Source organism: Hymenobacter ruricola, assembly GCF_015694525.1.
Lineage (GTDB): Bacteria > Bacteroidota > Bacteroidia > Cytophagales > Hymenobacteraceae > Hymenobacter > Hymenobacter ruricola.
This window is the reverse complement of the sequence record NZ_JADQDM010000008.1, coordinates 123,957-149,108: the sequence shown is the minus strand read 5'-3', so window position 1 is coordinate 149,108 and position 25,152 is coordinate 123,957. Positions and strand designations below refer to the sequence as shown.

The 25,152-nt window shown below is 64.4% G+C and carries 21 protein-coding genes; 12 read left to right on the top strand and 9 right to left on the bottom strand.

Going from position 1 to position 25,152, the window contains the following annotated elements; translation table 11 throughout:
* Positions 1 to 28: 28 nt before the first annotated feature.
* From I2H31_RS16215 to I2H31_RS25240, 7 genes are all read left to right on the top strand, one after another.
* Positions 29 to 1,396 carry an alpha-amylase family glycosyl hydrolase gene (locus I2H31_RS16215; RefSeq protein ID WP_196294092.1) on the top strand — a complete coding sequence of 456 codons (1,368 nt, stop codon included), beginning with the start codon at positions 29 to 31 and terminating at the stop codon, positions 1,394 to 1,396.
* Positions 1,397 to 1,419: 23 nt separating this feature from the next.
* The gene (locus I2H31_RS16210) at positions 1,420 to 3,531 is read left to right on the top strand and encodes a glycoside hydrolase family 97 protein (protein ID WP_196294091.1); all 2,112 of its coding nucleotides are present in this window, start codon (positions 1,420 to 1,422) and stop codon (positions 3,529 to 3,531) included.
* Positions 3,532 to 3,580: 49 nt separating this feature from the next.
* On the top strand, positions 3,581 to 4,987 hold the full coding sequence (locus tag I2H31_RS16205; RefSeq protein WP_196294090.1) for an alpha-amylase family glycosyl hydrolase: 1,407 nt from the start codon (positions 3,581 to 3,583) through the stop codon (positions 4,985 to 4,987).
* Between the two features lie 108 nt (positions 4,988 to 5,095).
* Positions 5,096 to 6,430, top strand: coding sequence for a metal-dependent hydrolase family protein (locus I2H31_RS16200; protein ID WP_196294089.1), 1,335 nt, complete (start codon positions 5,096 to 5,098; stop codon positions 6,428 to 6,430).
* 266 nt (positions 6,431 to 6,696) lie between these two features.
* On the top strand, positions 6,697 to 7,224 hold the full coding sequence (locus I2H31_RS16195; protein WP_196294088.1) for a hypothetical protein: 528 nt from the start codon (positions 6,697 to 6,699) through the stop codon (positions 7,222 to 7,224).
* Between the two features lie 72 nt (positions 7,225 to 7,296).
* Positions 7,297 to 7,632 carry an IS5 family transposase gene (locus tag I2H31_RS25245; protein ID WP_230687870.1) on the top strand — a complete coding sequence of 112 codons (336 nt, stop codon included), beginning with the start codon at positions 7,297 to 7,299 and terminating at the stop codon, positions 7,630 to 7,632.
* Complete coding sequence (locus I2H31_RS25240) at positions 7,548 to 8,078, top strand: IS5 family transposase (protein WP_317192235.1); 531 nt, start codon at positions 7,548 to 7,550, stop codon at positions 8,076 to 8,078. The genes I2H31_RS25245 and I2H31_RS25240 overlap by 85 nt, the downstream gene beginning before the upstream one ends.
* A 13-nt stretch (positions 8,079 to 8,091) precedes the next feature.
* Here the strand turns inward: I2H31_RS25240 and I2H31_RS16185 are convergent, their stop codons facing one another.
* The 5 genes from I2H31_RS16185 to I2H31_RS25235 form a co-directional block, all read right to left on the bottom strand.
* Positions 8,092 to 8,808: a head GIN domain-containing protein gene (locus I2H31_RS16185; RefSeq protein WP_196294087.1), complete on the bottom strand. Its 717-nt coding sequence runs from the start codon at positions 8,806 to 8,808 to the stop codon at positions 8,092 to 8,094.
* Between the two features lie 66 nt (positions 8,809 to 8,874).
* A complete protein-coding gene (locus I2H31_RS16180) occupies positions 8,875 to 9,342 on the bottom strand; it encodes a hypothetical protein (RefSeq protein ID WP_196294086.1) in 468 nt (155 codons plus the stop codon).
* A gap of 84 nt (positions 9,343 to 9,426) precedes the next feature.
* On the bottom strand, positions 9,427 to 11,472 hold the full coding sequence (gene uvrB / locus I2H31_RS16175) for an excinuclease ABC subunit UvrB (RefSeq protein WP_196294085.1): 2,046 nt from the start codon (positions 11,470 to 11,472) through the stop codon (positions 9,427 to 9,429).
* A 263-nt stretch (positions 11,473 to 11,735) separates the two neighbouring features.
* A complete protein-coding gene (locus tag I2H31_RS16170) occupies positions 11,736 to 13,436 on the bottom strand; it encodes a hypothetical protein (protein WP_196294084.1) in 1,701 nt (566 codons plus the stop codon).
* Complete coding sequence (locus I2H31_RS25235) at positions 13,426 to 14,085, bottom strand: RNA polymerase sigma factor (protein ID WP_317192234.1); 660 nt, start codon at positions 14,083 to 14,085, stop codon at positions 13,426 to 13,428. Before I2H31_RS25235 ends, I2H31_RS16170 begins: the two co-directional genes overlap by 11 nt.
* A 369-nt stretch (positions 14,086 to 14,454) precedes the next feature.
* Between I2H31_RS25235 and wrbA the strand changes: the two genes are divergently transcribed.
* Entirely contained in the window at positions 14,455 to 15,069 is a 615-nt protein-coding gene (gene wrbA / locus I2H31_RS16160) for an NAD(P)H:quinone oxidoreductase (protein WP_196294082.1), read from the top strand.
* Between the two features lie 175 nt (positions 15,070 to 15,244).
* Here the strand turns inward: wrbA and I2H31_RS16155 are convergent, their stop codons facing one another.
* Both I2H31_RS16155 and I2H31_RS16150 read right to left on the bottom strand, forming a co-directional pair.
* On the bottom strand, positions 15,245 to 16,003 hold the full coding sequence (locus tag I2H31_RS16155; protein ID WP_230687866.1) for a LytR/AlgR family response regulator transcription factor: 759 nt from the start codon (positions 16,001 to 16,003) through the stop codon (positions 15,245 to 15,247).
* Between the two features lie 169 nt (positions 16,004 to 16,172).
* Complete coding sequence (locus tag I2H31_RS16150; RefSeq protein WP_196294081.1) at positions 16,173 to 17,228, bottom strand: sensor histidine kinase; 1,056 nt, start codon at positions 17,226 to 17,228, stop codon at positions 16,173 to 16,175.
* Between the two features lie 403 nt (positions 17,229 to 17,631).
* Between I2H31_RS16150 and I2H31_RS16145 the strand changes: the two genes are divergently transcribed.
* The 3 genes from I2H31_RS16145 (at position 17,632) to I2H31_RS16135 (ending at position 22,046) form a co-directional block, all read left to right on the top strand.
* A complete protein-coding gene (locus I2H31_RS16145; protein ID WP_196294080.1) occupies positions 17,632 to 18,552 on the top strand; it encodes an ATP-binding cassette domain-containing protein in 921 nt (306 codons plus the stop codon).
* Positions 18,552 to 19,385, top strand: coding sequence for an ABC transporter permease (locus I2H31_RS16140; protein ID WP_196294079.1), 834 nt, complete (start codon positions 18,552 to 18,554; stop codon positions 19,383 to 19,385). The genes I2H31_RS16145 and I2H31_RS16140 overlap by 1 nt, the downstream gene beginning before the upstream one ends.
* 144 nt (positions 19,386 to 19,529) lie before the next feature.
* Positions 19,530 to 22,046, top strand: coding sequence for a TonB-dependent receptor domain-containing protein (locus tag I2H31_RS16135; RefSeq protein ID WP_196294078.1), 2,517 nt, complete (start codon positions 19,530 to 19,532; stop codon positions 22,044 to 22,046).
* A 158-nt stretch (positions 22,047 to 22,204) separates the two neighbouring features.
* Here the strand turns inward: I2H31_RS16135 and I2H31_RS16130 are convergent, their stop codons facing one another.
* Together I2H31_RS16130 and I2H31_RS16125 are read right to left on the bottom strand one after the other, a co-directional pair.
* Entirely contained in the window at positions 22,205 to 22,945 is a 741-nt protein-coding gene (locus I2H31_RS16130) for a shikimate dehydrogenase family protein (RefSeq protein WP_196294077.1), read from the bottom strand.
* Between the two features lie 126 nt (positions 22,946 to 23,071).
* Positions 23,072 to 23,746: a DedA family protein gene (locus I2H31_RS16125; RefSeq protein ID WP_196294076.1), complete on the bottom strand. Its 675-nt coding sequence runs from the start codon at positions 23,744 to 23,746 to the stop codon at positions 23,072 to 23,074.
* Positions 23,747 to 24,163: 417 nt separating this feature from the next.
* Between I2H31_RS16125 and I2H31_RS16120 the strand changes: the two genes are divergently transcribed.
* Positions 24,164 to 25,087, top strand: coding sequence for a bestrophin family protein (locus I2H31_RS16120; protein ID WP_196294075.1), 924 nt, complete (start codon positions 24,164 to 24,166; stop codon positions 25,085 to 25,087).
* The last annotated feature ends 65 nt before the right edge of the window (positions 25,088 to 25,152 follow it).

Genomic DNA, 25,152 nt, shown 5'->3' with positions numbered 1-25,152 from the left:
GGCCGGGCCTGCATTTCTTCTTGCTTACATGAAAAAACCGATTTTTTGCGCGCTGTGGCTGGCCTGGCTGGCTTTCGCGGCCCCGTGTCTGGGCCAGATGGCTACCAGCAAAGCCGCCAAAGACCCCGCGCCCTATGGCCGGCCCTTCGGCGGCGTGCCCGACGGCCGCGACGCGACCATCTACCAGGTCAACATGCGGGGTTTCAGCAAGGAAGGCAACTTCCGGGCCGTGACGGCCCGGCTTGATTCCATTAAAGCGCTGGGGGCAAACGTGGTGTACCTGATGCCCATTTTCCCCATCGGCCAGCTGCGGGCCGTCGACTCGCCTTTTGCGGTGCAGAACTACACGGCCGTGAACCCCGAATTCGGCACGCTGAACGACCTGCGCGCGTTGGTGGCCGCCGCCCACGCCCGTGGCCTGGCCGTGATGCTGGACTGGGTGAGCAACCACACCAGCTTCGACCATGCCTGGATAACGCAGCACCCCGACTGGTACGTGCACGACGCCGCGGGCCGCATCGTGAACCCAATACCCGACTGGAAAGACATTGCCCAGCTCAACTGGGCCCGGCCCGAAGTGCACGCGGCCATGATTGGGGCCCTGCGCTACTGGGTGCTGGCGGCCAACATCGACGGCTACCGCTTCGACTACGCCGACGGGCCCACGCAGGAGTTTTTCGCCGAAGCCCTGGCCAACCTGCGCGCCCTGCCCGGCCGCAAGCTGCTGCTGCTGGCCGAGGGCGACAAGAAGAAGCACTACCTGCAGGCGGGCTTCGACCTGTGCTATGATTTCGGTTTCATGAACGTGATGAAAGGCGAAATCTTCGCCCGGAACAAGAGCGTCAGGCTCCTCGACTCGGTGAACACCGCCAACTACCGCAACGCCCCGCCCAACGCCCGGATGATGCGCTACACGTCCAACCACGACATCAACGCCTGGGACGGCACGCCGCAGCAGCTGTTCGGCGGCGAGCGCGGCATGATGGCGGCCTTCGTGGTGGCGGCCTACATGCGGGCCGTGCCCATGATTTACAACGGCCAGGAAGTAGGCTACGCCGAGCGGGTGCCGTTCATGGGCCCGCGCCGGCCCATCAATTGGACACCCAGCCCGGCCCTGACCCGCGAGTACAAGCAGCTCCTCCGCTTCCGCAACGGCAGCCCGGCCGTGCGCAACGGCGCGCTGGCCTCCTACAGCACCGACGACGTGTGCGCCTTCACCAAAACCGCTGGCCAGGAGCAAGTGCTGGTGTTGGCCAACCTACGCAACGCCGCCGTGAACTACCCGGTGCCGGCCAGCGTGGGCAGCGCCGGCTGGCGCAATGCCTTCGACGGCCGGCCCACCGACCTGACCCGACTCACCTTACAGCCGTATCAATACCTGATTCTGAAAAAGTAATTGCCTCCCGGATACCTACCTCAATGAGAAAACTATTGCTGGCCTTGCTGGTGCTTCCGGCCGCAAACCGCGCCCAGGCGCAAGCCGCCGCGCCCCTGACTGCCCGCCTCGACAACGTGCGCCTGACCGTGGCGCTGGGCCCCGATGGCCGCCCCACCTACGCCGTGGCCTACGGCCCGAAAACCGTCCTCAAGCCTTCGCGCCTGGGTTTGAGCTTTGCCGATGGCAAGGGCTTCGATGGCCCGCTGGTGCTCGCGGGCAGCGAAACCAAAGACGTGGACGACACCTGGCAGCCGGTGTGGGGCGAGGTGAAAGACATCCACAACCACTACCAGCAGCTCACGGTGCACCTGCGCCAGCCCGCCGCCGACGGCCGCCGGCTGGACGTGGTGTTCCGAGTGTTTGCCGATGGCGTGGGCTTCCGCTACGAGTTTCCGCGGCAGGCCGGGCTGCAGTACTTCACGGTGCAGGACGAGTTTACGGAATTCAACCTGCCGGCCAACCACAAGGCCTTCTGGATTCCGGGCGACTACGACTCGAACGAGTACGCCTACACCACCAGCCGCGTGAGCGAGGTGAACACAGCGCCCATTAAGCCCATTCAGGAAAAATTTCCGGCCACCCGCATTCAGACGCCGCTCATGCTGAAGTCGGACGACGGGCTGTACGTCAACATCCACGAGGCCGCGCTGGTGAACTACCCGGCCATGTTCCTGAACGTGGACCCCAAAACCTTCGGCCTGAGCAGCCAGCTGGTGCCCGACGCCACCGGCACCGGCGCCAAAGCCTACCTGCAGGCGCCCGAGCACACGCCCTGGCGCACCATCGTGGTGAGCGACAAAGCGCCCGAGGTGCTGGCCAGCAAGCTCATCCTGAACCTGAACGAGCCCAGCAAAATCGCCGACCCCAGCTGGATTAAGCCCCAGAAATTTGTGGGCGTGTGGTGGGAAATGCAGGTAAGCCGCGGCTCCTGGAACTACGCCGACACCTTCAACATCAAGCTGGCCGGCACCGACTGGCGCCGGCTCAAGCCCAACGGCCGCCACATGGCCAACACGGCGCACGTGAAGCAATACATCGACTTCGCCGCCGCGCACCACATCACCGGCGTGCTGGTGGAGGGCTGGAACGTGGGCTGGGAAGACTGGGCCAACAACTGGAAGGAGGAAGTGTTCGACTTCGTGACGCCCTACCCCGATTTCGACGTGGACGAGCTGCAGCGCTACGCGGCCGGCAAGGGCGTCAACATCATCATGCACCACGAAACCAGCAGCTCGGTCGCCAACTACGAGCGCCGGCAAGACGCCGCCTACCGCTTCATGAAGCAGCACGGCTACACCTCCGTGAAAACCGGCTACGTGGGCCGCATCATCCCGCGCGGCGAGCACCACGACGGCCAGTGGATGGCCAACCACTACGTGCGCACCGCCCAGAAAACGGCCGAAAACCAGATAATGGTGGACATGCACGAGGCCGTGCGCCCCACCGGCCTGCACCGCACCTACCCCAACTGGCTGGCCTGCGAATCGGCCCGCGGCAACGAGTTCAACGCTTTCAGCGAGGGCAACCCGCCCGAGCACGAGACGATTTTGCCCTTCACCCGCTTCATGGGCGGGCCGATGGACTACACACCGGGCATCTTCAAAATCCAGGGCTTCTCGGCCGCAGTGCCCAAGCGGCAGGTGCACACCACCCTGGCCAAGCAGCTGGCCTTGTACGTGACGCTCTACTCGCCCTTGCAAATGGCGGCCGACCTGCCCGAAAACTACCAGCAGCACCTCGACGCGTTTCAGTTCATCGAGGACGTGCCCGTGGACTGGGACGACACCCGCATCCTGGCCGCCGAGCCCGGCGACTACCTCACCACCGCGCGCCGGGCCAAGGGCAAAGACGAGTGGTACCTCGGCAGCATCACCGACGAAAACGCGCGTCAACAGCCCGTCAAGCTCGATTTCCTGACCCCCGGCCGGCGCTACGAGGCCACCATCTACGCCGACGGCAAGGGCGCCGACTGGCTGAAAAACCCCACCGCCTACCGCATCACCCGCCAAGTCGTGACCAGCAAATCGGCGCTCACCCTGCAGCTGGCGCCCGGCGGCGGCGCAGCCGTTAGCTTCAAGCTAATTAACAAATAACTGTCGGATTCACAGCTTGATAAATCAGGCTCCGACTAATCTTTTCCCAATGTCTATACGTCGTAGTCTCGTTAGAAACAGCCTGGTGCTGCTGGCCGCCCTCAGCGCGCTGAGTGCCTGTAAGAAAGACCCGCCGGCTCCGCCCGGCCCCATCGCGCCGCCCACCACGGACACGCCCGCGCAATACGGCACGCCCTTCGCCGGGGTGCCCAACCGCGAGGACGCCGTGATGTATCAGGTAAACATGCGGGCCTTCAGCCAGAGCGGCAACTTTGCGGGCGTCACGGCCCGGCTCGATTCCATCAAGGCGCTGGGCGTGAACGTGCTGTACCTGATGCCGATTTACCCGATTGGCACCGACAGCAAGTCGGTGAACTCGCCCTACGCCGTGAAGGACTACCGCGCCGTGAACCCCGAATTCGGCACCTTCACCGACCTGCGCGCGTTGGTAGACGCCGCCCACGCCCGCGGCCTGAGCGTGATGCTGGACTGGGTGGCCAACCACACCAGCTTCGACCACCCCTGGATAACCCAGCACCCCGACTGGTACGTGCACGACGCCGCGGGCGCCATCAAGTCGGTATCAAATGGCACCGTTACCTACCCCGACGTGGCCCAGCTCGATTTCACCAACGCCGCCATGCGCCGCGAAATGATTTCGGCCATGAAATCGTGGGTGTACACGGCCAACGTCGACGGCTTCCGCTGCGACTATGCCGACTTCCAGCCCGGCGACTTCTGGAAACAAACCACCGACACGCTGCGCAACGTGCGCACCCACAAGCTGCTGCTGCTGGCCGAAGGCACCCGCGCCGTGAACTTTACCTCGGGCTTCGACTACAATTTCGGCTTCAGCTTCTACGGCGGCATCTACAACGTGTATCGCAACAACCAGCCCGCCACGGCGTTCGACGGGCTGAATGCCAGCGAATACGCCGGGGCCACCGGCACCCAGCAAGTGGTGCGCTACATCACCAACCACGACGTGAATGGCTCGGACGGCACGCCCGTGGGCCTGTTCGGCGGCAACGCGGGCGCCATGTCGGCCTTCGTCATTGCGGCCTGCTACAAAGGCGTGCCGCTGATTTACAACGGCCAGGAAGCTGGCATGACCACCCCCATCACCTTCCCCTTCACCTCGGTGAAAGTGGCCTGGGGCCGTCATTCCGACGTGAAGCGTGCTTACCAGGAACTGCTGGCAACCCGGGCCGCCAGCCCCGCGCTGCGCACCGGTACGCCCACGCCCTACAGCACGGCCAACGTGTGCGCCTTCACCAAAACCGCTGGCCAGGAGCAGGCCCTCGTGCTGGTGAACGTACGCAACGCCCCCACTACCTACCCCGTGCCCGCCGCGCTGGCCAACACCACCTGGACCAACGCCCTGCAAGGCGGCCCCTTCGCGGTGGGTACCACCGTGGCCCTGCCCGCCTACGGCTACCTGGTGCTGAAAAAGTAAGCTGTGCCGGGTGCGAAAAGCCGGGCAGCTGCGGCCACAAGCCGCCGGGCCGCGTAGCTTCGCGGGGCACGCGCCTGGCGTGGCCACCGTTTCTAGCAGCTCGGTTTTATGCGTGGTTTCCATTTGCGATTTAGTGGCAAGGTCCGGTTAAGTCTTTCCTGGCGGCCCTGGCTGGTGGCGCTGCTGCTAGGTGCTGCGGGCCTGCGGGCCCAGCCCGTGGCGCCGCCCGGCGCCGGGGCGGCCGGGGCCGTGCTGCTGCGGCCCGCCGCGGTGTTCGATGGCCAGGACCTGCACGCGGGCTGGGCCGTGCTGGTCGAGAACGGGCGGATAAGCGCCGCCGGGCCGGCCGCGCAGCTGGCCGTGCCCGCCGGCGGCCGCACCCTGGAGCTGCCCGGCCTCACGCTGCTGCCCGGCCTGATTGAGGGCCACTCGCACCTGCTGCTACATCCCTACAACGAAACTTCCTGGAACGACCAGGTGCTGCTCGAGTCCCAGGCCCTGCGGGTGGCGCGGGCCACGGCGCACGCCCAGCGCACGCTGCTGGCCGGCTTCACCACCGCCCGCGACCTAGGTACCGAGGGCGCGGGTTTTGCCGACGTCGGCCTCAAGCAGGCCATTGACCAGGGCATTATTCCCGGCCCGCGCCTGCTGGTGGCCACCCGGGCGCTGGTGGCCACGGGCAGCTACGGCCCCAAGCTCTCGGTGGACGAAGACGTGCCCCAGGGTGCCCAGGAGGCCGACGGCGTCGACGGCCTCATCCGGGCCGTGCGCGAGCAAATCGGCAAGGGCGCCGACGTCGTCAAGGTCTACGCCGACTACCGCTGGGGGCCCAATGGCACCACCTTGCCCACTTTTTCGCAGGAAGAACTGGCCCTGGTGGTGCAAACGGCGCGCTCGGCCGGGCGCGGCGTGGTGGCCCACGCCAGCACGCCCGAAGGCATGCGCCGCGCCGTGCTGGCCGGCGTCGAAACCATCGAGCACGGCGACGAAGGCACGCTGGAAGTGTTTCAGCTAATGAAAAAGCGCGGCGTGGCCCTGTGCCCCACCGTGGCCGCCGGCGATGCCACCGCGCAGTACAAAGGCTGGCACAAAGGCCAGGACCCCCTGCCGCCGCGTCTGCAGCAAAAGCACCTCAGCATGCAGGCGGCCCTGAAAGCGGGCGTGCCCCTGGCCCTGGGCGGCGACGTGGGCGTGTTTGCCCACGGCGAAAATGCCCGCGAAATGGAGCTGCTGGTGCAGGACTACGGCCTCACGCCACTGCAGGTGCTGCGCCAGGCTACCAGCGGCAACGCCCAAATTTTTCACCTCGCTGACCGTGGCAGCATCCGCCCCGGCCTGCTGGCCGACCTAGTGGCCGTGGCCGGCGACCCCACCCAAACCGTGGCCGCCGTGCGCCAGGTGCGCCTCGTGATGAAGGGCGGCGTGCTCTACAAGCAGCCCTGACGCCGCCGGTTTGTGCCGGAAATTAGTACAAAAAAAGCCCAAACCGGTCAGGTTTGGGCTCTAAATACGGCGTGTGACAAAGTTACCGGGCTTTGCAGAACAATTGAGCTTGACGGCGGAAAATTTCCAAGGGCGCGTCCACTTTTTGCGGCAGTACACGAAGTTTCCGGGCGGGTCCAGTGGCAGGAATGGCCCCCGGCTGGCGAAATATTTTCGCTAATTTTAGCCCTTTGGCTTCGGCCGTTTCTTTTGATTTTCCCGCTTTTATGCCATTACGTTTACGCCATGCCTTCTCCCTTGCGCTGTTGCTGACCGGGGCCACCGCCGCGCATGCCCAGTCGCCGGGCGCTACGCCGCCCGCGCCGCCCAGCACGGAAGCAGCCGACCCGCGCGTGGGCCCGCTGCTGCTCCCCAACCAGCGCAGCAGCACCATTTATACCAGCTACAAATCGTACCTGGCCGCGCGCTACGCCAACGACCGGGAGGCCCAGGCGGCCATTCACATGTTTGGCCGCAAGCAAACCGGCAGCCTCGTCTGGCTGCTGGGCGGGGGCGGCGCCATCGGCTACCTGGCCTCGCAAACCGGCACCACCAAAAGCGGCAGCGGCACCCGCACGTTCACCATCAGCCCGCTGGGCTACACCGTGTTCATTGGCCTGGTGGGCGGCATCAGCGCCGGCAAAATTGCCCGTTTCAACAACAGCCGGCTATACGAAGCCCTGAAAGAGTACGACCAGACGCACTCCTTTCCGGACTACGTGAATGCCAAAGTGAAGGACAAGGACTACCGCTAGGACAGGACACCAGATGGTTGCTGCTTGCGCGACTGGCTAGAGTGTGTGGACAGTAAGGGGTAGTTTTGGCGCATGCGCCGCCACGAATTAAGTGAACACGAATGGAACGCTGTCGAACCTCTTACGCTTGGCCGACTGAGTCGAGGGCGCGACAACCGACTGTTTGTCAACGCCGTGCTTTACCGTGTGCGCACGGGGATTTCGTGGCGTGACTTGCCTGAGCGGTTTGGCCCGTGGAACACGGTCGCGCGGCGCTTTCGGCGCTGGGCGCAAGCCGGGGTGTGGGAAGCCCTGTTCCAAGCGGTGCAGGAACCCGACTACGCGTGGGTGCTGGTGGATTCCACCACCGTCAAGGCCCACAAAGCCGCAGCCGGGTCAAAAAAAGCACGTCCGCGACCGAAGGATTAGGCCGCAGCCGGGGCCGCAGCCGGGGCCGCAGCCGGGGCCGCAGCCGGGGCGGCTTCTCCACGAAGCTGCACGCGGTGCTCGACGCACTTGGCAACGGCTTACACCTGGTGCTCACGCCGGGCCACTGGGCCGACTGCACCCAACTGCCAGCCTTGTTGGCGGGCTTACGCCACGCACCCGGGGCCGTCGTGGCCGACAAAGCCCACGACACCAATGCGGTGCTGGCCGCCATTGCCAGCCGCCACGCCGAGCCGGTCATTCCGCCCAAAACCAGCCGCAACGAGCGCCGCGCCTACGACCAGAACCTCTACGCCGACCGCAACAAGGCCGAACGCTTTTTGGGGCGGCTCAAGGAGGCCAGAGGCTTTGCTACACGCTACGATAAAACCGCTGTGTCCTTCTTAGCCACTGCGCACCTACTCGCCGCGCTCGATTGGCTGCGCTAACTGTCCACACACTCTAGTTGGCGCGGCGCACGCTGCTGCCGCCCGAATGCGTGGCGTTGGCCACGCGGGCGTTGCCCTTGTAGCGCACGTCGGAGCCGCCGCCGGCGTTGGCGGTCAGCTCGCCGTCTACGGACAGGTTTACGTCGGAGCCGCCGCTGGCGCGCACGGTGGCCCGGCTGCTTTGCAGGTCGAAAGCGTGATAGTCGGAGCCGCCGCTCACGTCCACGGTTTGCTGCTCGACGCGGCCGGACAGGCTGAGGTCGCTGCCGCCCGAGGCCGAGCAAGTCAGGGTTTTGGCCGTGAGGCTGAGCTTCACGTCGGAGCCGCCGCTGGCGCTGATTTTGAAGGCGTCGGCCGAGAAAGTGGACTGGCCCTTGGCATCGGCGCCGCCGCTCAGGCTCAGGGCCGTGAGGCGGGGGCAGGTGATGTAGACGTTGGCCTTGCGGTTGTTGCTGAGCAGGTTTTTCCAGGAAAAGCCGTTTTCCCAGCCAATTTTCAGGGTGCCTCCTTCCACTTTGGTCACCAAGTGGGCCTGGGCTTCGTCCGAAGCTTCCACCACCACCGAAGTATTGGAGCCCTGCGTCAGCACCACATCAATGCCGCCGCTGGAGGCCACCGCCTCAAACGTGCCCAGCTGGCGGGGCTGCTTCACCTGAGCCTGCACCGAGCAGGAACAAAAAACGGTGGCGGCCGCGAAAACGGCACTGCGAAAGGGAAATAAGGGTTTCATGGCGGCGAGTAAATAGGTGCGTTGCAATATAGATGCTCGCCGCCGGCCATCGGTTGCCTGTCCGCCTTATGGTATCGCCTTGCGGAAGAGGTAGCGCGTCTCCGAATAGGTGTTAAAAGACGTGGTGCTCACGTAAACCGGGTCGGCCGGGTCGGTTGCCCGCGCGTCTTTCTCGATTTTCTGCGTTGCGCCGGTGGTTCTCGACTCCGTGCGGATTTCCACAAATTCCCAGCCCTCTGCCAGCAGCTCATTGACGGTGCGCATCAATAAACCTTCCAGCTCGCCCTCAAAATCGAAATGCCGGCGCGAAGGCTCCAGCTTTACCTTGCCATGCCAGGCGGGCGCCAGCCACACGCAGTCCGACACGGGGTGTATCATCTGGTATTGATAGCGCACCCCGGGCGTGTTCGGCATCGTGGTGGTGCTCACGGTGGGCTGCAGGTTGGTGTCGGGTAGCGGCAGCGGCACGGGGAGCGACTGCGCGGCGGCCGTGCGGCCCAGTAGCAGGGCGGCGAAAAGTACCAAGTGTTTCATAGCGGGCAAAAGCAGAAAAAGGGGTTGACGATGCCGTCACAAGTGGCATCGTCAACCCCTTTCCCGAATTTCGTGCTAACCTGTTTACTCCCGCTTGCCCTTGAGCATGGTTTTGAGCGCGGCCAGCTCGTCGCGCAGCTTGGCAGCGGTGAGGAAGTCCAGGTCTTTGGCGGCGGCTTCCATCTGCTTCTCGGTGGTTTTGATGAGCTTTTCGAGCTCGGGGCGCGTCATCATGGCTACCACGGGCTCGGCGGCAAGGGCCAGGGCCGCGCCACCGTCGGAGTCGGGGCCGGCGTAGCCCTGGGTTTCCACAATGCGGTAGTCCGACAGCGCCGTTTGGCCCATGATTTCGGAGTGGCTCTTGCGCACCGTGCGCGGCGTGATGCCGTGCTCCTCGTTGTAGGCCAGCTGGGTAGCGCGGCGCCGGTTCGTCTCGTCAATGGCCCGCTGCATGGAGCCGGTGATGCGGTCGGCGTACATGATGACCTTGCCGCGGTCGTTTCGCGCCGCCCGGCCCATGGTTTGAATCAGGCTGCGCTGGTCGCGCAGGAAGCCTTCCTTGTCGGCGTCCAAAATGGCCACAAGGCTTACCTCGGGCAGGTCGAGGCCTTCGCGCAGCAGGTTCACGCCGATGAGCACGTCAATTTCGCCCAGCCGCAGCTTGCGCAGGATTTCCACGCGGTCCAGCGTTTTCACGTCGGAGTGCACGTATTCCACCTTGATGCCGAGGCGGTCCATGTACTTGCTCAATTCCTCGGCCATGCGCTTGGTAAGGGTCGTCACCAGCACCCGGTCGCCCATTTTCACGCGGTTGTCCACCTCGTCCAGCAGGTCGTCAATCTGGTTCACGCTGGGCCGGATGTCAATTTCGGGGTCGAGCAGGCCCGTGGGCCGAATAATCTGCTCCACGATGGTGCCGCCGCTTTGCTCCAGCTCGTAATCGGCCGGCGTGGCGCTCACGAACACGGCCTGCCGGTACATGCTCTCGAACTCGTTGAAGGTCAGCGGCCGGTTGTCGAGGGCCGAAGGCAGGCGGAAGCCGTACTCGATGAGGGCGGTTTTGCGGCTGCGGTCGCCGCCCCACATGGCCCGGATTTGGGGCATGGTGGCGTGGCTTTCGTCCACCACCAGCAGGTAGTCGTCGGGGAAATAATCGAGCAGGCAGAACGGCCGGGCGCCCGGCGTGCGCCGGTCGAAGTAGCGCGAGTAGTTCTCGATGCCCGAGCAGTAGCCCAGCTCCCGAATCATCTCCAAATCGAACTCCGTGCGCTCCATGATGCGCTTGGCTTCGGCGTCGCGGCCTTCCTTTTCAAAGTAGGCGTGCTGGTGCACCATGTCGTCCTGGATTTCCTTGATGGCCGTGTTCAGCGTCTCCTTGCCGGTCACGAACAGGTTGGCCGGGTACAGGGCAATGCCGTTGGCCTCGTCGCTGAGCTTCTTGCCGCTCACCGGGTCAATCTTGTGCACCGACTCGATTTCATCGCCGAAGAAGTAAACGCGCACGGCGTAGTCGGCATAAGCCGGAAACACGTCCACGGTGTCGCCCTTCACCCGGAAGGTGCCGCGCGAAAACTCCACCTCGGTGCGCGAGTACAGAATCTGCACGAACTGATACAGCAGGTTATTGCGCGTGTAGCGCATGCCCGGCTTGAGGAAAATGACGTTTTTGGCGAATTCCTCGGGGTTGCCGATGCCGTAAATGCACGACACCGACGCCACCACAATCACGTCGCGCCGTCCGCTGAGCAGGGTGGAGGTGGTGTGCAGCCGCAGCTTCTCGATTTCCTGGTTGATGGCCAGGTCTTTCTCGATGAAAACGTCGGTGCTGGCGATGTAGGCTTCCGGCTGGTAGTAGTCGTAGTAGCTGATGTAGTACTCGACGGCGTTGTTCGGGAAGAAGGCCTTGAACTCGCCGTAGAGCTGGGCGGCCAGCGTTTTGTTGTGGCACAGCACCAGGGCCGGCTTGCCGGTTTCGGCAATGACGTTGGCCATGGTGAAGGTTTTGCCGGTGCCGGTGGCGCCCAGCAGCACCTGGGCTGGCTCGCCGTTGTTCACGCCCTCCACGAGCTTGGCAATGGCCGTGGGCTGGTCGCCGGTCGGCTTAAATTCAGAGGTCAGTTGGTACTCCATGCAACGGGAAAGGTAGGCCGAAATGCTCAGCCTACCTTAACCAAGATGGAGGAAATTGGGTTTCGCCGAAAGTGGGAAAAGGCACGTGAGGCGAGAACGAAAAAAGAACGTCATATCGAGCAAGGAACGTCATGTCGAGCGCAGCCGAGACATCTCGCGTGCGTCGCCTGTCATCCTGAGCGCAGCGAAGGACCTTCTCACGCTAGAGTTTTCTAGCGTGAGAAGGTCCTTCGCTGCGCTCAGGATGACAGACGGAACTTCAACTACCTGCCAAACTCCACGCCCGCTTCCATGCCGAAGCTATACGGCCGGCTCTGCGCCAGGAAGCTCTGGGCCGGGTGCGCGTTCAGCGGCACCAAGCCCATTTCGGCCACGGGGCCGAGGGTGAGGGCCCAGTTGCCGGCCACGGGGCGGTATTGCGCGCCGGCCGCGCCGCGCAGGCTGCCCAGCACCCGGCGGTAGGGGCCGCCGGTGGTCAGCACCGAGTAGGTTTTGGTGGCTTCGGGCTCGCCGGCTACTTCGCTGCGCACGCCCAGCAGGGCGCTCACCACGCCGCCCAGGCGGCCGTAGAAGCTCCAGCCGCGCTTCACGGGGTTGGAGTAAGCCACTTCAAAGGGCACGCCGCCTATGCGGTAGCGGAAATCGGTGGTGCGCAGGGCGCCGTTGGTGAACGAGCCCAGGTCGTAGAGCTGCTCGCCCACGAAGGACGCCGTGGAAGCCGACCTGGCCGACGCCTGGGTGAACTCCAGGCCGGTGCTGGCCGACCAGTGGCCTTTCAGATGCCGGGTGGCCAGCAGGGCAATGCGCTGGCTGAGGCCGGGGCGCAGGTTTTCGCGGTACTGGGCCGCGGCAGCTTCCGTCAGGGCCGGCGAGTCGGGCCCCAGCGCGGGGTTGTAGCCGAATTCCGGCTCGATGCCTTGGCGCGAGAAATTGACGTTGGGATTAAACAGGCCCGCCGTGTAGCTCAGGCCATAATGCCATTTGTCTAAAGCTTCCGTGGGCGCTGGTTCGGGCAGGGCCACCGCGGCCAGGCCCTTGGGCAAGGCCGTGGCCTCAGCCAGGCTCAGCGCCGCCGGCCGCACGGCCAGCAGGCCCAGCGTCTGGGCGTCTGCTGCGGCCGAAGCCTGCGTAAGGGCAGCCACGGAAGTGGAAGCGAGGCCCGCCGTTTCCGTAGCCGCGCCGGTGCCGGTTGCAGCAATAGTTGCCACCGATGCCAGGGTGCCGCCGGCCGCGCTGGCCGCCACCGTGCCGGCTTCCAGGCTGCGGGGCGTGCCACTGGTACCAGCGGCTGGGTTCAGGCCTTCGCGGGCAATGGTGGCGCGGGAGCCGGCAACTCCGGCTTCAGCTACAGAATACTGCGCAACGCGGGCAGCCCCGGCGCCTGGGCGGGCGGCGGGGGCATTATCACCAAAGCCATTGCCCACGGACGCTGCGCCGAAGCCCGTGCCCGACGAGGCAGCAGTGGTGGCGTAGCGGGCCGTGGCGTCGGGGCGGCGCGCGGCGGGCGCTACGGTCTGCGCGGCGTAGGTGCCGGCCGTGGCCGAGGTCGCGCGGCCGTTGGTCGATTGTGGCAATAGGTTAGCGCCATTAAGCTGGCCTGCGTCGCCGGCCGGGCCGTTGCTGGTCGACGCCGTGGCGGAGTTCGCGTTTGGGCCGGTGCCGGCGGCCGGCGGGGTGGCCACCTTGGCCATTTCCGCGCCGCCGAAGCTGCTGTCGTGCTGGGCCCACCAGCCGGTGCCGGCCAGCGTGGCCAGCAGTAGGCTGGCCGCCGCCACCCAGCGCGTGGCCACGAGGCGCTTGCGGTAAACTTCATTTTGCCGAATCAGCAGGGAATTGTCAATCTGGTCCCACAGCATGGGGCGCGGCGGCACGGCGGCCTCCTCCCCCAAGTGGTGGCGGAATAATTCCTCCAGGCTGCCAGTGGTTTTAGGCGTAGTGTTATCGTCGATAGGATTAGCTGACATGGCGGGTTGGAGCACCGAGGCGCTCCAGTTTAGTTTGTAAGATGACGCGGGCCCGGGAGTACTGCGATTTGCTCGTGCCCTCGGTGATGCCCAATAATTCGCCGATTTCCTTGTGGGTATAGCCTTCGATGGCGTATAGGTTGAACACCATGCGGTAGCGGGGCGCCAGTTCCTGCACCATGTGCAGGAGCTCCTGGAAGTTATAGTTGCTGAGCGTGAACTCTTCGCTGGCCAGCGTTTCGGGGTAGTCGCCGTCGCTCACCGCCACCAGCGAGGCGTTGCGGCGGTGCTGGCGCAGGGCCGCGTTAATCATGATGCGGCGAATCCAGAATTCCAGCGGGCACTCGCGGCGGAAGCTGGCCAGCGTGCGAAACACCGTGAGGAAACCCTCCTGCAGCACGTCCTCGGCCTCGAAGGTGGTTTGGGCGTAGCGCAGGCACACGGCCATCATTTTGCCGGCGTACTTGTCGTAGAGCAGCTTTTGGGCGAGCTGGCGGCCGCGCAGGCAGCCGTCAATCAACTCGGCTTCGGTGGGCGGGCTGGTCACGGCCGAGCTGCGGCTGGCGGTGAGGCGCGGCGCCACGGGCGCGGCCGCTTGGTCGGGCAGCACGTCGTCGGCCCCGAACGCAAACCAAGTGGCCGCGCTCACGCCGGCAGCCGGTAACCCAGGCCGGCGGGGGAAAGTGTAGACAAGGTCATTTTCTGCAGCATGGAAAGGTGGTTGAGCCGGGGCAAAGCCCGGCCCGCACAAGGCGTGCTGCAAAGGGGAGGCACCGGGCCGCCAAAAGGTTGCAAGCAAGTTGCCAACCTCCCGGAATATCAGTTGAAGCAGGGCAAGCCACCTTTCCATTCCCGAAGATATTCAGCAGCACGCCAACAACCTTTCTTCTGATTTGCCGGTATTACCTATGTACCTACATTAAATTTGACCTCAACCCGCGCTGTTGCGGCCCTTTGCTGGCCAGCTAGTCGGAACCTTCGGTTTTTCATCATTCTCCAACCCCCCAAACCCTTTCCCATGAAGACTCTTGTGCTGTTTTATTCCACCTATGGCCACATCTGGAAAATGGCCGAGGCCGTGGCAGAAGGCGCCCGCCAAGTGGCCGGCAACGACGTGGTGGTGAAGCGCGTGCCCGAAACGCTGCCCCCGGCCATTCTCGACCAGATTGGGGCCACCGGCGCCCAGCAGGCCTTCGCCCACGTGCCCGTGGCCACGCCGCAGGAGCTGACGGAATACGACGCCATCATTTTCGGTACGCCCACGCGCTACGGCAACGTGTGCGGCCAGATGCAGGCCTTCATGGACAGCACCGGCGGCCTGTGGGCCACGGGCGCGCTGGTGGGCAAAGTGGGCGGCGTGTTTGTGAGCACGGCCACCCAGCACGGCGGCCAGGAAACCACCATCCGCAGCTTTCACACGGAGCTGCTGCACCACGGCTTCGTGATTGTGGGCCTGCCCTACGCCTGGCAGGGCCAGATGGGCCACGAGGTGGTGACCGGTGGCACGCCCTACGGCGCCAGCACCGTGGCCGGCGGCCAGGGCGAGCGCCAGCCCAGCGAAAACGAGCTGGAAGGCGCCCGTTTCCAGGGCAAGCACACGGCCGAGATTGCCAGCAAGCTGGCCGCGAAGTAGGTCCCTGTCATTGCAAGGGCGCAGCCCGTGGCAATCTGTCCTAATATCCTTTTACCAAAAAAGCCCCGGCACTGCGCAATGCCGGGGCTTTTTGTTTCATTGAAGGGTCTGTTTTTGGCAGGACAGATTGCCGCGCTGCGCTCGCAATGACAGCCGGTTACCGCTCTTCTGCCTCCTACAGCTGGTTGTGCGCCCGAATCAGCTCGGCGAACGACTCGCGGTAGGTGTCGCCCACGGGCAGCAGGCGGCCTGCTACCTGAACTTTGCCGCGCTCCACGTGCTCGATGCGGCTGAGGGCCACCAGAAACGACTTGTGGATGCGGGCAAACCGCTCGGGCGGCAGGACTTCCTCTACCCGCCGGAAGGATTGCAGGGTGAGGATTTTGCCAGCGCTGGCGGTGTGCAACAGCAGGTACTCTTTCATGCCTTCGATGTAGAGAATGTCATCGAAGGCCACGCGCTGCAGGCGGTGCTCGTTTTTGACAAACATGGCATCGGCCGGCGCCGGAGCGGCTGGGGCGGCCTGGGGCTCTGGAGTGGCGGCAGGGGCAACCGGGGCGGCGCTGCCGCTCGGCACGGCCTGGCGTACCTTGCTCACGGCCTGCAGGAACCGGTCGAAGGCAATGGGCTTGAGCAGGTAGTCGGCCGCGTTCAGGGTGTAGCTCTGCACCGCGTACTGGTCGTAGGCGGTGGTGAAGATGATGCGCGGGGCAGGCGCGGGCAGCAGCTGCACCAGCTGCAGGCCCGTGAGGCGCGGCATGTGAATGTCCATGAACACCACGTCGACGGGATTGTCCTGCAGGAACGCCAGGCCGGCCAGCGCGTCGTGAAACTGCCCGCGCAGCTCCAGAAACGGCACTTGCGCGCAGTAGTCGGCTAGCAGGTCGAGGGCCAGGGGTTCGTCGTCGAGGATGGCGCAGGTCAGGCGTTGCATAGTCTAGGCAGGAGAGGGAAACGCTTTTTGCAAGCAAGAACGTCATGTCGAGCTTGTCGAGACATCTCGCGTGCTACCACTAATCCAATCGATTTAGTTACTGCGGCACGCGAGATGTCTCGACAAGCTCGACATGACGTTCTGTTGTTTAGCGTTCCCGTTGTTTTGCTCAGCTCTCCCCATCAAGCTGCAGCACCAGCTCCACGGCGTACTCGCCCGGCAACGTGCGGACGTGCAGCGCGTGCCGCTCGGGGTACAGCAGCACCAGCCGGCGGCGCAGGTTGTGCAGGCCCAGGCCGCCGGGCTGGGGCGGCAGGTCGGCAATGGCGGCCACGTAGTTGTGCACCGAAAAGCGCAGCTCGGCGCCGTCCACTTCCAGCTCGATGCGAATGGCTTCGGGGCGGGCGGCGAGGTCGCCGTGCTTGAAGGCGTTTTCGACCAGCGGCAGCAGCAGGAGCGGGGCCACCGGCGGAAACGCGTCGAGCGGGCCGTGGGTGCTGAAGACGATGGCGGTTTCGGCCTCGCTGGCGGGCAGGCGCAGGCGCTGCAGGTCGAGGAAGCTGCGCAGGTGGGCCAGCTCCTGGGCCAGCGATACCGTGTCGGCGCTGCTGTCGTAGAGCAGGTAGCGCATGCTTTCGGCCAGGCGCAGCACCGCCTCCGGGGCGCGGTCCGACTTGCGGCTGGTGAGGGAGTAGATGTTGTTGAGGGTATTAAACAGAAAGTGCGGGTTGATTTGGGTTTTGAGCATGCCCAGCTCCGTGAGCAGGTGCTGGCGTTCGAGCTCGCGGCGGTTGCGCTGGCCCTGCAGGTACTCAATGGTCATGCGCACGCCCGAGCTGGCCGCCAGCGTGAGCAAGCCGGCCAGCAGCAGCCCAAACCACAAGTCGCCCCGGAAGGACCCGGACATGGGATGCGCGGGGCTCATCAGGCGGTACACCGCGTCGGAAACGGCAATGCGCAGCAGCGAAAACACCGCCGCCGAGGCCAACGCCAGCAGCAGGTAGGAACCCAGGCGGCCCAGCGGCAGCGTGCGCGGAAACAGCACGAGCCAGTTCCAGTAAAACAAAACCGCCGTGAGCAGGTCCAGGGCCGCGTTGCGCACAAACCAGGTGTTGTTCAGCTCGCCCGCGGCCTTGGGGTTCATACTGAGGGCGTAGTACAGCAAAGCATCGATGGCCAGCAGCGTCCCCACCAGCAGCACGTGCACCCACCGCGGCATGGGCATGTGGTCGTGGGTCCGGGGCCACCACCGGAAACGGGCGGCCGTAGCGGGTCGGCGGGGCGCCCGTCGTTCGGCGGGAACACCTGAAACCGCAGCAGCGGGCGAAACGAGAGAGTTTTCCACGCCGAAAGGTAGGAAACGAGCCAGTGGCGCCGGCCGCGTTTCAACCAACGCCGCCCCCGCCGGCACCAACGCCCGGCGGGCCTTCACCAACCCGAAGTGGTGGCGCCCGGTGGCGGGTTGGCAGGAAAGAAGGCCGGGTTGAGGGGCAAAAAAGCCGTGTTGCCGGGAATGGCTTCGGGGTTGGTTGAATAGCCGTTTGCGGATGTTTTGGCGGGTCTAGGTTTGTATCGGATTTCAGCTCTAAGCCGTTGTCCGGCGCTTTTCTCACCTTCTCTTTTCTGCAATGAATACCGCTCCCCTTGTTGAAACCACCGACCTTTCGTTCCAATTCGGGGAGCGGCCCGTGCTGCACGGCCTGGGCCTGGCCGTGCCGGCCGGCAGCATTTACGGCTTTCTGGGGCCCAACGGGGCCGGCAAAAGCACCACCCTGCGCCTGCTGCTGGGGCTGCTGCGGCCCGGCGGCGGCACGGTGCGCCTGTTTGGGCACGAGCTGGCCCGGCACCGCGTGGCCCTGCTCAGCCGGGTGGGCGCCCTCATCGAAAACCCCTCGCTCTACGACCACCTCACCGGCCACGAAAACGTGGAAGCCACCCGCCGCCTGCGCGGCCTGGCGCCCGCCCGCACCGCCGCCGTGCTGGCCCAGGTGGGCCTGAGCGCCGCCGCCCACCGCCCGGTCAAGGGCTACTCGCTCGGCATGAAGCAGCGCCTCGGCCTGGCGCTGGCCCTGCTGCCCGACCCCGACCTGCTCATCCTCGACGAGCCCACCAACGGCCTCGACCCGGCCGGCATCAGCGACCTGCGCGCCCTGCTGCGGCAGCTGCGCGAAGAGCACGGCAAAACCATCCTGCTCTCCAGCCACCTCATCGGCGAAGTGGAGAAAGTGGCCACCCACGTGGGCGTCATTCAGCAGGGGCGGCTGGCGTTTCAGGGCAGCCTGGCCGAGCTGCAGGCCCGCCAGCAAACCCGGGCCGAGCTGGTGCTCGAGACCGCCTGCGCCGCCACCTGCCGCGGCCTGCTGGCGGAGCTGCGCACCGCCACGGTAGCGGCGCCGGGCACCCTGCGCGTGCCGTTTCAGTCGCGCGAGCACACCGCCGCGCTGGCCCAGGCGCTGGTGGCCGCCGGCCAGCCCGTATTCAGCCTGCACTGCGAGCAGCCCACGCTGGAAGACACCTTCCTACACCTCACCGAAACCGCCTCCAACTAATGAACCCGACTGTTTCCACCGCCAATCTGACGCTGCCGGCCGTGCCCGGCCCCTTCGTACAGCTGGGCCGCAGCCTCGCCGCCGATGCCCTGAAGCTGCGCCGCACCGCCGCGCTGTGGCTCACGCTGGCCAGCGGCGTGCTGCCGGTGCTGCTCAATTTTTGCATCTTCTACTTCAAAGGCCACCTCTTGCTGAAGCCCGGCGTGGACGGCTGGGCGAAGTACGCCAGCATGAGCTGGCAGACGGCCGCCGTGCTGCTGCCGCTGTTTGTGGTGCTGCTTACCAGCCTGGTGGTGGGCGTGGAAAACAAGGCCGAAGGGTGGAAGCACCTTTTTGCCCTGCCGGTGGGCCGCCTGCCGGTGTGGCTGAGCAAGCTGCTCATCATTCTGGGGCTGAATGCGCTGGCCCAGGTGCTGTTTGTGGGCTTGCTGCTGGCCGCCGGGCACCTGCTGGCGACTTTGCGGCCCGAGCTGCACCTGCAGCAGTTTGCGCCGCCCGTGCACCTGCTGGGCCGGCTGCTGGGGCGCACCTACCTGGCCACGCTGGGCATTGTGGGCGTGCAGTACGTGCTGGGCAAATGGCAGTCGGGGTTCGTGCTGCCGGTGGCGGCGGGCATGGCGGGCTGGGTGGCCGGCCTCACCCTGCTGCGCTGGGAGCACGTGGGCTGGATTCCCTACGCCGGCCCCATGCTCACGCTGCTGACCACGCCCTTCAAGCCCGTGCCGGGGATGGCCATGCCCACCGTGGCGCCGCACGAGTGGTACCAGCTGCTGTGGTTCGGCACGGCCACGGTGCTGGGCTACGCGGTGCTGCGCTGGCGCAACCTGGCCTGACCATCAGAGCGATGTAGAGACGCGCTGAATTATGATAAAAAGCGCCACTCATAGCTGAATCACAAGCTCAGCCCAAACTTTTCCAAACACCAACCCGCAACGCTCGCCTTTTTTCTGCATCCTTTCGCACACCTCTTTTCTGCAATGAAACACACCCTACTCGGCCTGTCGCTGCTCGCGGCGGGCATTAGCCCCGCGCTTGCCCAGGCCCCGGCCACCACGCCAACCACTGCTTCCGCCACCAAGCCGCTGGGGCTGCCAGAGGCCCCCAAAGGCACCGGCCGCCTCACCGGCCTCGTGCTGGACGGCGCCACCAAAAAGCCGGTGGAATTTGCCACCGTGGCCCTGCTGCCCGCCACCGGCGACACGCCCGTGGACGGCACCGTGGCCGACGACAAAGGCCGCTTCAGCCTGCGCGGGCTGGCCCCGGGCGCCTACCGCCTGCAAATCAGCTTCTTGGGCTACGCGGCTTTGGTGCGCGACGTGACCGTGACCAGCGGCCCCACCGATTTGGGCCCGCTCAGCCTCACGGCCACGGCCCAGCAGCTGGGCGACGTAACGGTGACCGGCGAAAAGGAAACCGTGGAAGTGAAGCCCGACCGCATTGTGTACAACGCCGACCGCGACCTGACCAACAAGGGCGGCGTGGCCGCCGACGTGCTGCGCAAAGTGCCGCTGCTGAACGTGGACCTGGACGGCAACGTGCAGCTGCGCGGCAGCTCCAACATCAAGGTGCTCATCAATAACAAGCCCAGCAGCATCCTGGCCGGCAACCTCGCCGATGCCCTCAAGCAACTGCCCGCCGACCAGATTGCCTCCGTCGAAGTCATCACCACGCCGGGCGCGAAGTACGACGGCGAGGGCACGGCCGGCATCGTGAACATCATCCTGAAAAAGAACAACCTGCAGGGCGTGAACGGCAGCGTGAACGCCGCCGCCGGCAACCGCAGCTCCAACGCCGGCTTCAGCTTCAACGCGCGCCGCGGCAAGATTGGGGTGAACACCAACCTGAGCACCTACCTCTACTACAGCCCCAGCGCCAGCACCACGGCGCGCACCAACTTCGACGGCTCGCCCGACAAGCTGCTCTCGACGCTGAGCCAGAACGGCAGCGGCGACAACGTGGGCGGGGGCGGCTATGGCCGGGCGAGCGTGGACTACGACCCGGCCAAAAACCACAACCTCACCTTCGGCTTCAGCGGCAACCTCAACCGCAACCGCAACGAGAACGAGCAAACCAACAGCCTGGTGAGCAACGTGGGCGGCCCGAGCCAGCTTTTCACCCGGGCCACCGAGTACAAGTTCAACTCGTCGAGCTACGACGTGAACGGCACCTACACCCGCACCTTCGAGGGCCAGCCGCGCCGCGAGTGGAGCGTGCTGGCCCAGCACTCGCGCAACCGCAACCTGCAGCCCTACTCGCTCGACCAGTACGAGAACCAGTTCACGGCCACCGGCCTGCCCAACTACTGCGAAAGCAGCGACAACCTCTCGCGCAACCTCGAAACCACGCTCCAGACCGACTACACGCACCCCATCGGCGACCAGCGCAGCGTGGAAGTGGGCGGCAAGGCCATCCTGCGCCGCGTGCTGAGCGACTACCAAATCCAGACCGCCACCGGCACCGACGGACCTTTCCTGGTGGACCCGCAGCGCTCCAACCGCTTCGACTACGACCAGAACGTGGCCGCCGCCTACGGCACCTACGGCTTCGCGCTGGGCAAAAAGCTCAACTCCCGCCTCGGTGCCCGCCTCGAGCGCACCGACATCGTGGGCCGCTTCCAGCAAAACGACGTCACGCGCTTCACCAGCGGCTACACCAGCCTGCTGCCCAACGCCAGCCTCAGCTACACCCGCAAGCCCGGCAACACCCTGCGCCTAGCTTACAGCAAGCGCATCCAGCGCCCCAACATCTACTACCTCAACCCCTACGAAAACCGCGTCGACCAATTCAACGTGAGCAAGGGCAACCCCGAGCTAAACCCCGAGTTCACCGACAGCTACGAGCTGAACTACAGCACCTTCGTGAAAGGCTCGGTGCTGAACTTCTCGCTCTTCACCCGCCAGACCAACAACGCCATCGAGGCCGTGCGCACCCAGCGCCTCGACACCACCAAAACCACCTACGCCAACATTGCCCGAAACCGCAGCTACGGCGCCAGCGTGTTCGGCTCTTTCAAGCCCACCCCGAAGTGGGAAGTGAGCGGCTCGACCTCGTTCACCTACGTGGTGCTGCACTCCGGCGCCCTCAGCACCACCAACGAGGGCCTCATGTTCAACCTCAACGCCAACTCCACCTACAAATTCACCAAGACGCTGAGCGCGCAGTTCTTCGGTGGCATCAACTCCTCCCGCGTGCAGCTGCAGGGCCGCGCCTCGGCCTGGAACTGGTACTCCATCGGCATCAAAAAGACCATCATGAAGGAAAAAGGCGACCTCACCCTCAACGCCGACAACTTCCTCACCGAGCGCCGCGACCTGAATTCCTACGTCAACACGCCCGCCTTCACCCTGGAGCAGCACAACTACATCGCCCTGCGCGGCCTGCGTCTGGCCTTTGGCTACCGCTTCGGCAAGATTGAAAACACGCCGCCCAGGTCCCGCCGCAGCATCCGCAACGACGACCAGAAGGCCGGCGAAACCCAGGGCGGCCAGCAGTAGGTGCACCGCCCTTAAACGAGAAACGAAAGCCCGTCATGTCGAGCTTGTCGAGACATCTCGCGTGCAGCAGTAACCCAATCGACTGGATTAGTTATGGCACGCGAGATGTCTCGACAAGCTCGACATGACGGGCTTTCCCTTTTGCTCACTGCCAATACTCACTGCTCATTCCAAATAGCCCACGCCGCCTCGGCCTGCAGGCACAGCATCTCAAACCCGTTTTTCACCTGCGCGCCGGCCTCTTTGCCTTTGTGCATAAACAGCGTTTCGGTGGGGTTATACACCAAATCGTGCAGGTGATGCTGCGGGGTGAGCGCCGAGTAGGGCAGGGGCGGGCATTCGTCGGTGCGCGGGAAGGTGCCCAGCGGCGTGGCGTTGACGATGAGCGCGTGGGCCGCCACCAGCTCGGGCGTGAGGTCGTCGTAGGTGAGGCCGTGGCCCAGCGGGTCGCGGCTCACCAGCCAGTGCGGAATGCCGAGTTCTTGCAAGGCCACTACCACGGCTTTGGCCGCGCCGCCGGTGCCCAGCACCAGCGCCCGCGCATCGGGCGGCGCGGGAAAAAAGCGCCGCAACGACTCGCGGAACCCCACATAGTCGGTGTTGTGGCCGCGCAGGCGGCCGTCGGGCGTGCGCTCTATCACGTTCACGGCGCCCACGCGGGTGGCGGAGGGCGCCAGGTCGTCGAGGTAGAGCATCACCGATTCCTTGTACGGCACGGTCACGTTCAGGCCCACCAAGTCCGGGTGGGCGGCCAGCAGGGCCGGCAGCTCGTTGATGGAGGCCAGCTCAAACAGCTCGTATTCATGGTCGCCCAGCCCCAGCGAGTAAAACTTCTGGGTGAAATACGTTTGCGAAAACGAGTGGCTGAGGGTGCGGCCGATAAGCCCAAACTGGCGCATGCAAAGGAGAGGGTAGTAGAGCGAAGGGTTATCAAAAGAACAATAAAAAACGCCCCCAACCGTCCGGTCGGGGGCGTTTTCGCCAAATTGTAACAATTTATCTCCGACAATCGCCGGGCCCTTGGTTTAGCGGGCGTTGGCGGGCTGGGAGCCAAACTTGCTTTTCAGGAACGACCACAGCGGCGGCAGCACCGATATCAGAATGATGGCGTAAATGACCAGGGTGAAGTTGTTCTTGACCAGCGGAATGTTGCCAAACAGATAGCCCGCCAGCGTGAGCGAAATCACCCACAGCGCCGCCCCCGCAATGCTAAAGGACGCAAAGTAGCGGTACGTCATGGTGCCCACCCCGGCCACAAACGGCGCAAACGTGCGCACAATGGGCACGAAGCGCGCCATGATGATGGTTTTGCCGCCGTGCTTGGCGTAAAACGCCTGGGTTTGGTCGAGGTATTTGCGGTTGAGGAACTTGTAATTCTCACGAAACACCCGCGGCCCCAGGTAGTCGCCCACCAAGTAGTTCAGGTTATCGCCGATGAAGGCCGCCGCGATGAGCAGCGGAATCAGCAGCCAGATGTTGAGCAGGGGGTGGCCCGATTCGGGGTTGGGTTGGGCAGCTAGCGTGCCAGCCACAAACAGCAGCGAGTCGCCGGGCAGAAAAGGCATCACAATCACCCCGGTTTCGGTGAAAATGATGATAAACAGGATGAGGTAAGTGAGGTTGCCGTACTCGTGCACCACGTTCACCAGGGTTTTGTCGAGGTGAAGGAGTAGGTCGAAAAAGTGCTTAATGATTTCCATGCCGGGCGTAAGTGGACCACAAAGAAAACCCGCGCGCGCCAAAACGGGCCAAGACCGGCAGCCGGCCCCAGCTGCCAGCCGCCGGCCTTGGCATGACCCGCCGCCCGGGACCGGCAGTATTGCGCGCCTGCCACGGCGCGCCGAACTTTTTATTGTGAAAGTTTTTCTGGCTCCATTTAAAAAATATTATACTGTCCCAGAGCGGCCTGGGGGACTTTTAGCGGCTCCAGAATGCCGCTCTGGGCTTGCGCCGGGCGGCCTGGCCCCAAAGCTGGCATGACCTGTGATAGGCCTGCCCCGAACAGCTTCTTATCCGTGGGCCCGGCGCATGTGTCAGTTCGGCGCGCCAATAAAAAATTGGCCCAACCTCAACGAAACCTTTGCCGTTGCAGGACATAAGAAAAATTTACCATTCCGATGATTGTTTATCAAGGAGGGGACTGGTGGCGGGCCCTGTGGCACTTCCACACCTCCGCCGTAATTCGTTTGCTGCTGAAGCGCGTGGCGCTGGTGGGCCTCTACGGCTCGGCCATCGCCGTGGTGAGCCTTGATTTTCATACCCTCAACGTCCGCATCGGGCGCGAGTACCTGTCCATTCTGGGCATTTTGCTGAGCTTGCTGCTGGTGTTCCGCACCAACACCGCCTACGACCGCTACTACGAAGGCCGCAAGGTGTGGGGCATCATGGTATCGCAGTGCCGCGGCCTGGCCATGGAAATGAACGCTCTGCTGCCCCGCGAGGCCAAATCGAGCCGCCGCTACTTCGCCGCCCTCATCTCCAACTTCCCCATTGCCGTAGAAGGAGCCCTGCGCAACCGCATGCGCTTTGATAAGATGGAGGCCACCCCCGACATCATCGAGCGCCTCCAAAAGGCCGAAAACGTCCCTTCTACCCTCATTGCCGTGCTCATGGAAAGCGTGGAGCAACTGCGGCAGGTGCAGATTTTCGACCCCATCCACCTCGTCAACATCAAGCAGCACTACCTCAGCCTGATGAGCGTAAATGGCACCTGCGAGCGCATCAAGGCCACGCCCATTCCGTACTCATACAGCTTCTTCATCAAGTGCTACATCACCATCTTCATCATGATAATGCCGCTGGTGCTCGTGGATTCGTGCGATTGGTGGATGGTGCCCATCACCATGATTGGGGCCTACGCCATGCTGGGCCTGGAGATGATTGGCAACGAAATCGAGAACCCGTTTGGCTACGACAGCAACGACCTGCCCATCACGCAACTTTCCAACAAAATCCGAGTAAGCGTACACGATTTGCTCGGGGTGGAGCTGCCCGCCGAGAAAAAAGCCCTGGCCACCGTGCCCTATAGCGTGGTGCATTAATGGCAAGTTTGCTATGAATCGGCATTTAAAGGCTGATATATTTGGCGCGGTACGGCTCTTTGTTA

What these genes read in the sequence shown, in the direction of transcription:
- I2H31_RS16215 (WP_196294092.1), top strand. Translation starts at nt 29, where the DNA reads ATGAAAAAACCGATTTTTTGCGCGCTGTGGCTGGCCTGGCTGGCTTTC.
- I2H31_RS16210 (WP_196294091.1), top strand. Translation starts at nt 1,420, where the DNA reads ATGAGAAAACTATTGCTGGCCTTGCTGGTGCTTCCGGCCGCAAACCGC.
- I2H31_RS16205 (WP_196294090.1), top strand. Translation starts at nt 3,581, where the DNA reads ATGTCTATACGTCGTAGTCTCGTTAGAAACAGCCTGGTGCTGCTGGCC.
- I2H31_RS16200 (WP_196294089.1), top strand. Translation starts at nt 5,096, where the DNA reads ATGCGTGGTTTCCATTTGCGATTTAGTGGCAAGGTCCGGTTAAGTCTT.
- I2H31_RS16195 (WP_196294088.1), top strand. Translation starts at nt 6,697, where the DNA reads ATGCCATTACGTTTACGCCATGCCTTCTCCCTTGCGCTGTTGCTGACC.
- I2H31_RS25245 (WP_230687870.1), top strand. Translation starts at nt 7,297, where the DNA reads ATGCGCCGCCACGAATTAAGTGAACACGAATGGAACGCTGTCGAACCT.
- I2H31_RS16185 (WP_196294087.1), bottom strand. Translation starts at nt 8,808, where the DNA reads ATGAAACCCTTATTTCCCTTTCGCAGTGCCGTTTTCGCGGCCGCCACC.
- I2H31_RS16180 (WP_196294086.1), bottom strand. Translation starts at nt 9,342, where the DNA reads ATGAAACACTTGGTACTTTTCGCCGCCCTGCTACTGGGCCGCACGGCC.
- uvrB (WP_196294085.1), bottom strand. Translation starts at nt 11,472, where the DNA reads ATGGAGTACCAACTGACCTCTGAATTTAAGCCGACCGGCGACCAGCCC.
- I2H31_RS16170 (WP_196294084.1), bottom strand. Translation starts at nt 13,436, where the DNA reads ATGTCAGCTAATCCTATCGACGATAACACTACGCCTAAAACCACTGGC.
- wrbA (WP_196294082.1), top strand. Translation starts at nt 14,455, where the DNA reads ATGAAGACTCTTGTGCTGTTTTATTCCACCTATGGCCACATCTGGAAA.
- I2H31_RS16155 (WP_230687866.1), bottom strand. Translation starts at nt 16,003, where the DNA reads ATGCAACGCCTGACCTGCGCCATCCTCGACGACGAACCCCTGGCCCTC.
- I2H31_RS16150 (WP_196294081.1), bottom strand. Translation starts at nt 17,228, where the DNA reads ATGCCCATGCCGCGGTGGGTGCACGTGCTGCTGGTGGGGACGCTGCTG.
- I2H31_RS16145 (WP_196294080.1), top strand. Translation starts at nt 17,632, where the DNA reads ATGAATACCGCTCCCCTTGTTGAAACCACCGACCTTTCGTTCCAATTC.
- I2H31_RS16140 (WP_196294079.1), top strand. Translation starts at nt 18,552, where the DNA reads ATGAACCCGACTGTTTCCACCGCCAATCTGACGCTGCCGGCCGTGCCC.
- I2H31_RS16135 (WP_196294078.1), top strand. Translation starts at nt 19,530, where the DNA reads ATGAAACACACCCTACTCGGCCTGTCGCTGCTCGCGGCGGGCATTAGC.
- I2H31_RS16130 (WP_196294077.1), bottom strand. Translation starts at nt 22,945, where the DNA reads ATGCGCCAGTTTGGGCTTATCGGCCGCACCCTCAGCCACTCGTTTTCG.
- I2H31_RS16125 (WP_196294076.1), bottom strand. Translation starts at nt 23,746, where the DNA reads ATGGAAATCATTAAGCACTTTTTCGACCTACTCCTTCACCTCGACAAA.
- I2H31_RS16120 (WP_196294075.1), top strand. Translation starts at nt 24,164, where the DNA reads ATGATTGTTTATCAAGGAGGGGACTGGTGGCGGGCCCTGTGGCACTTC.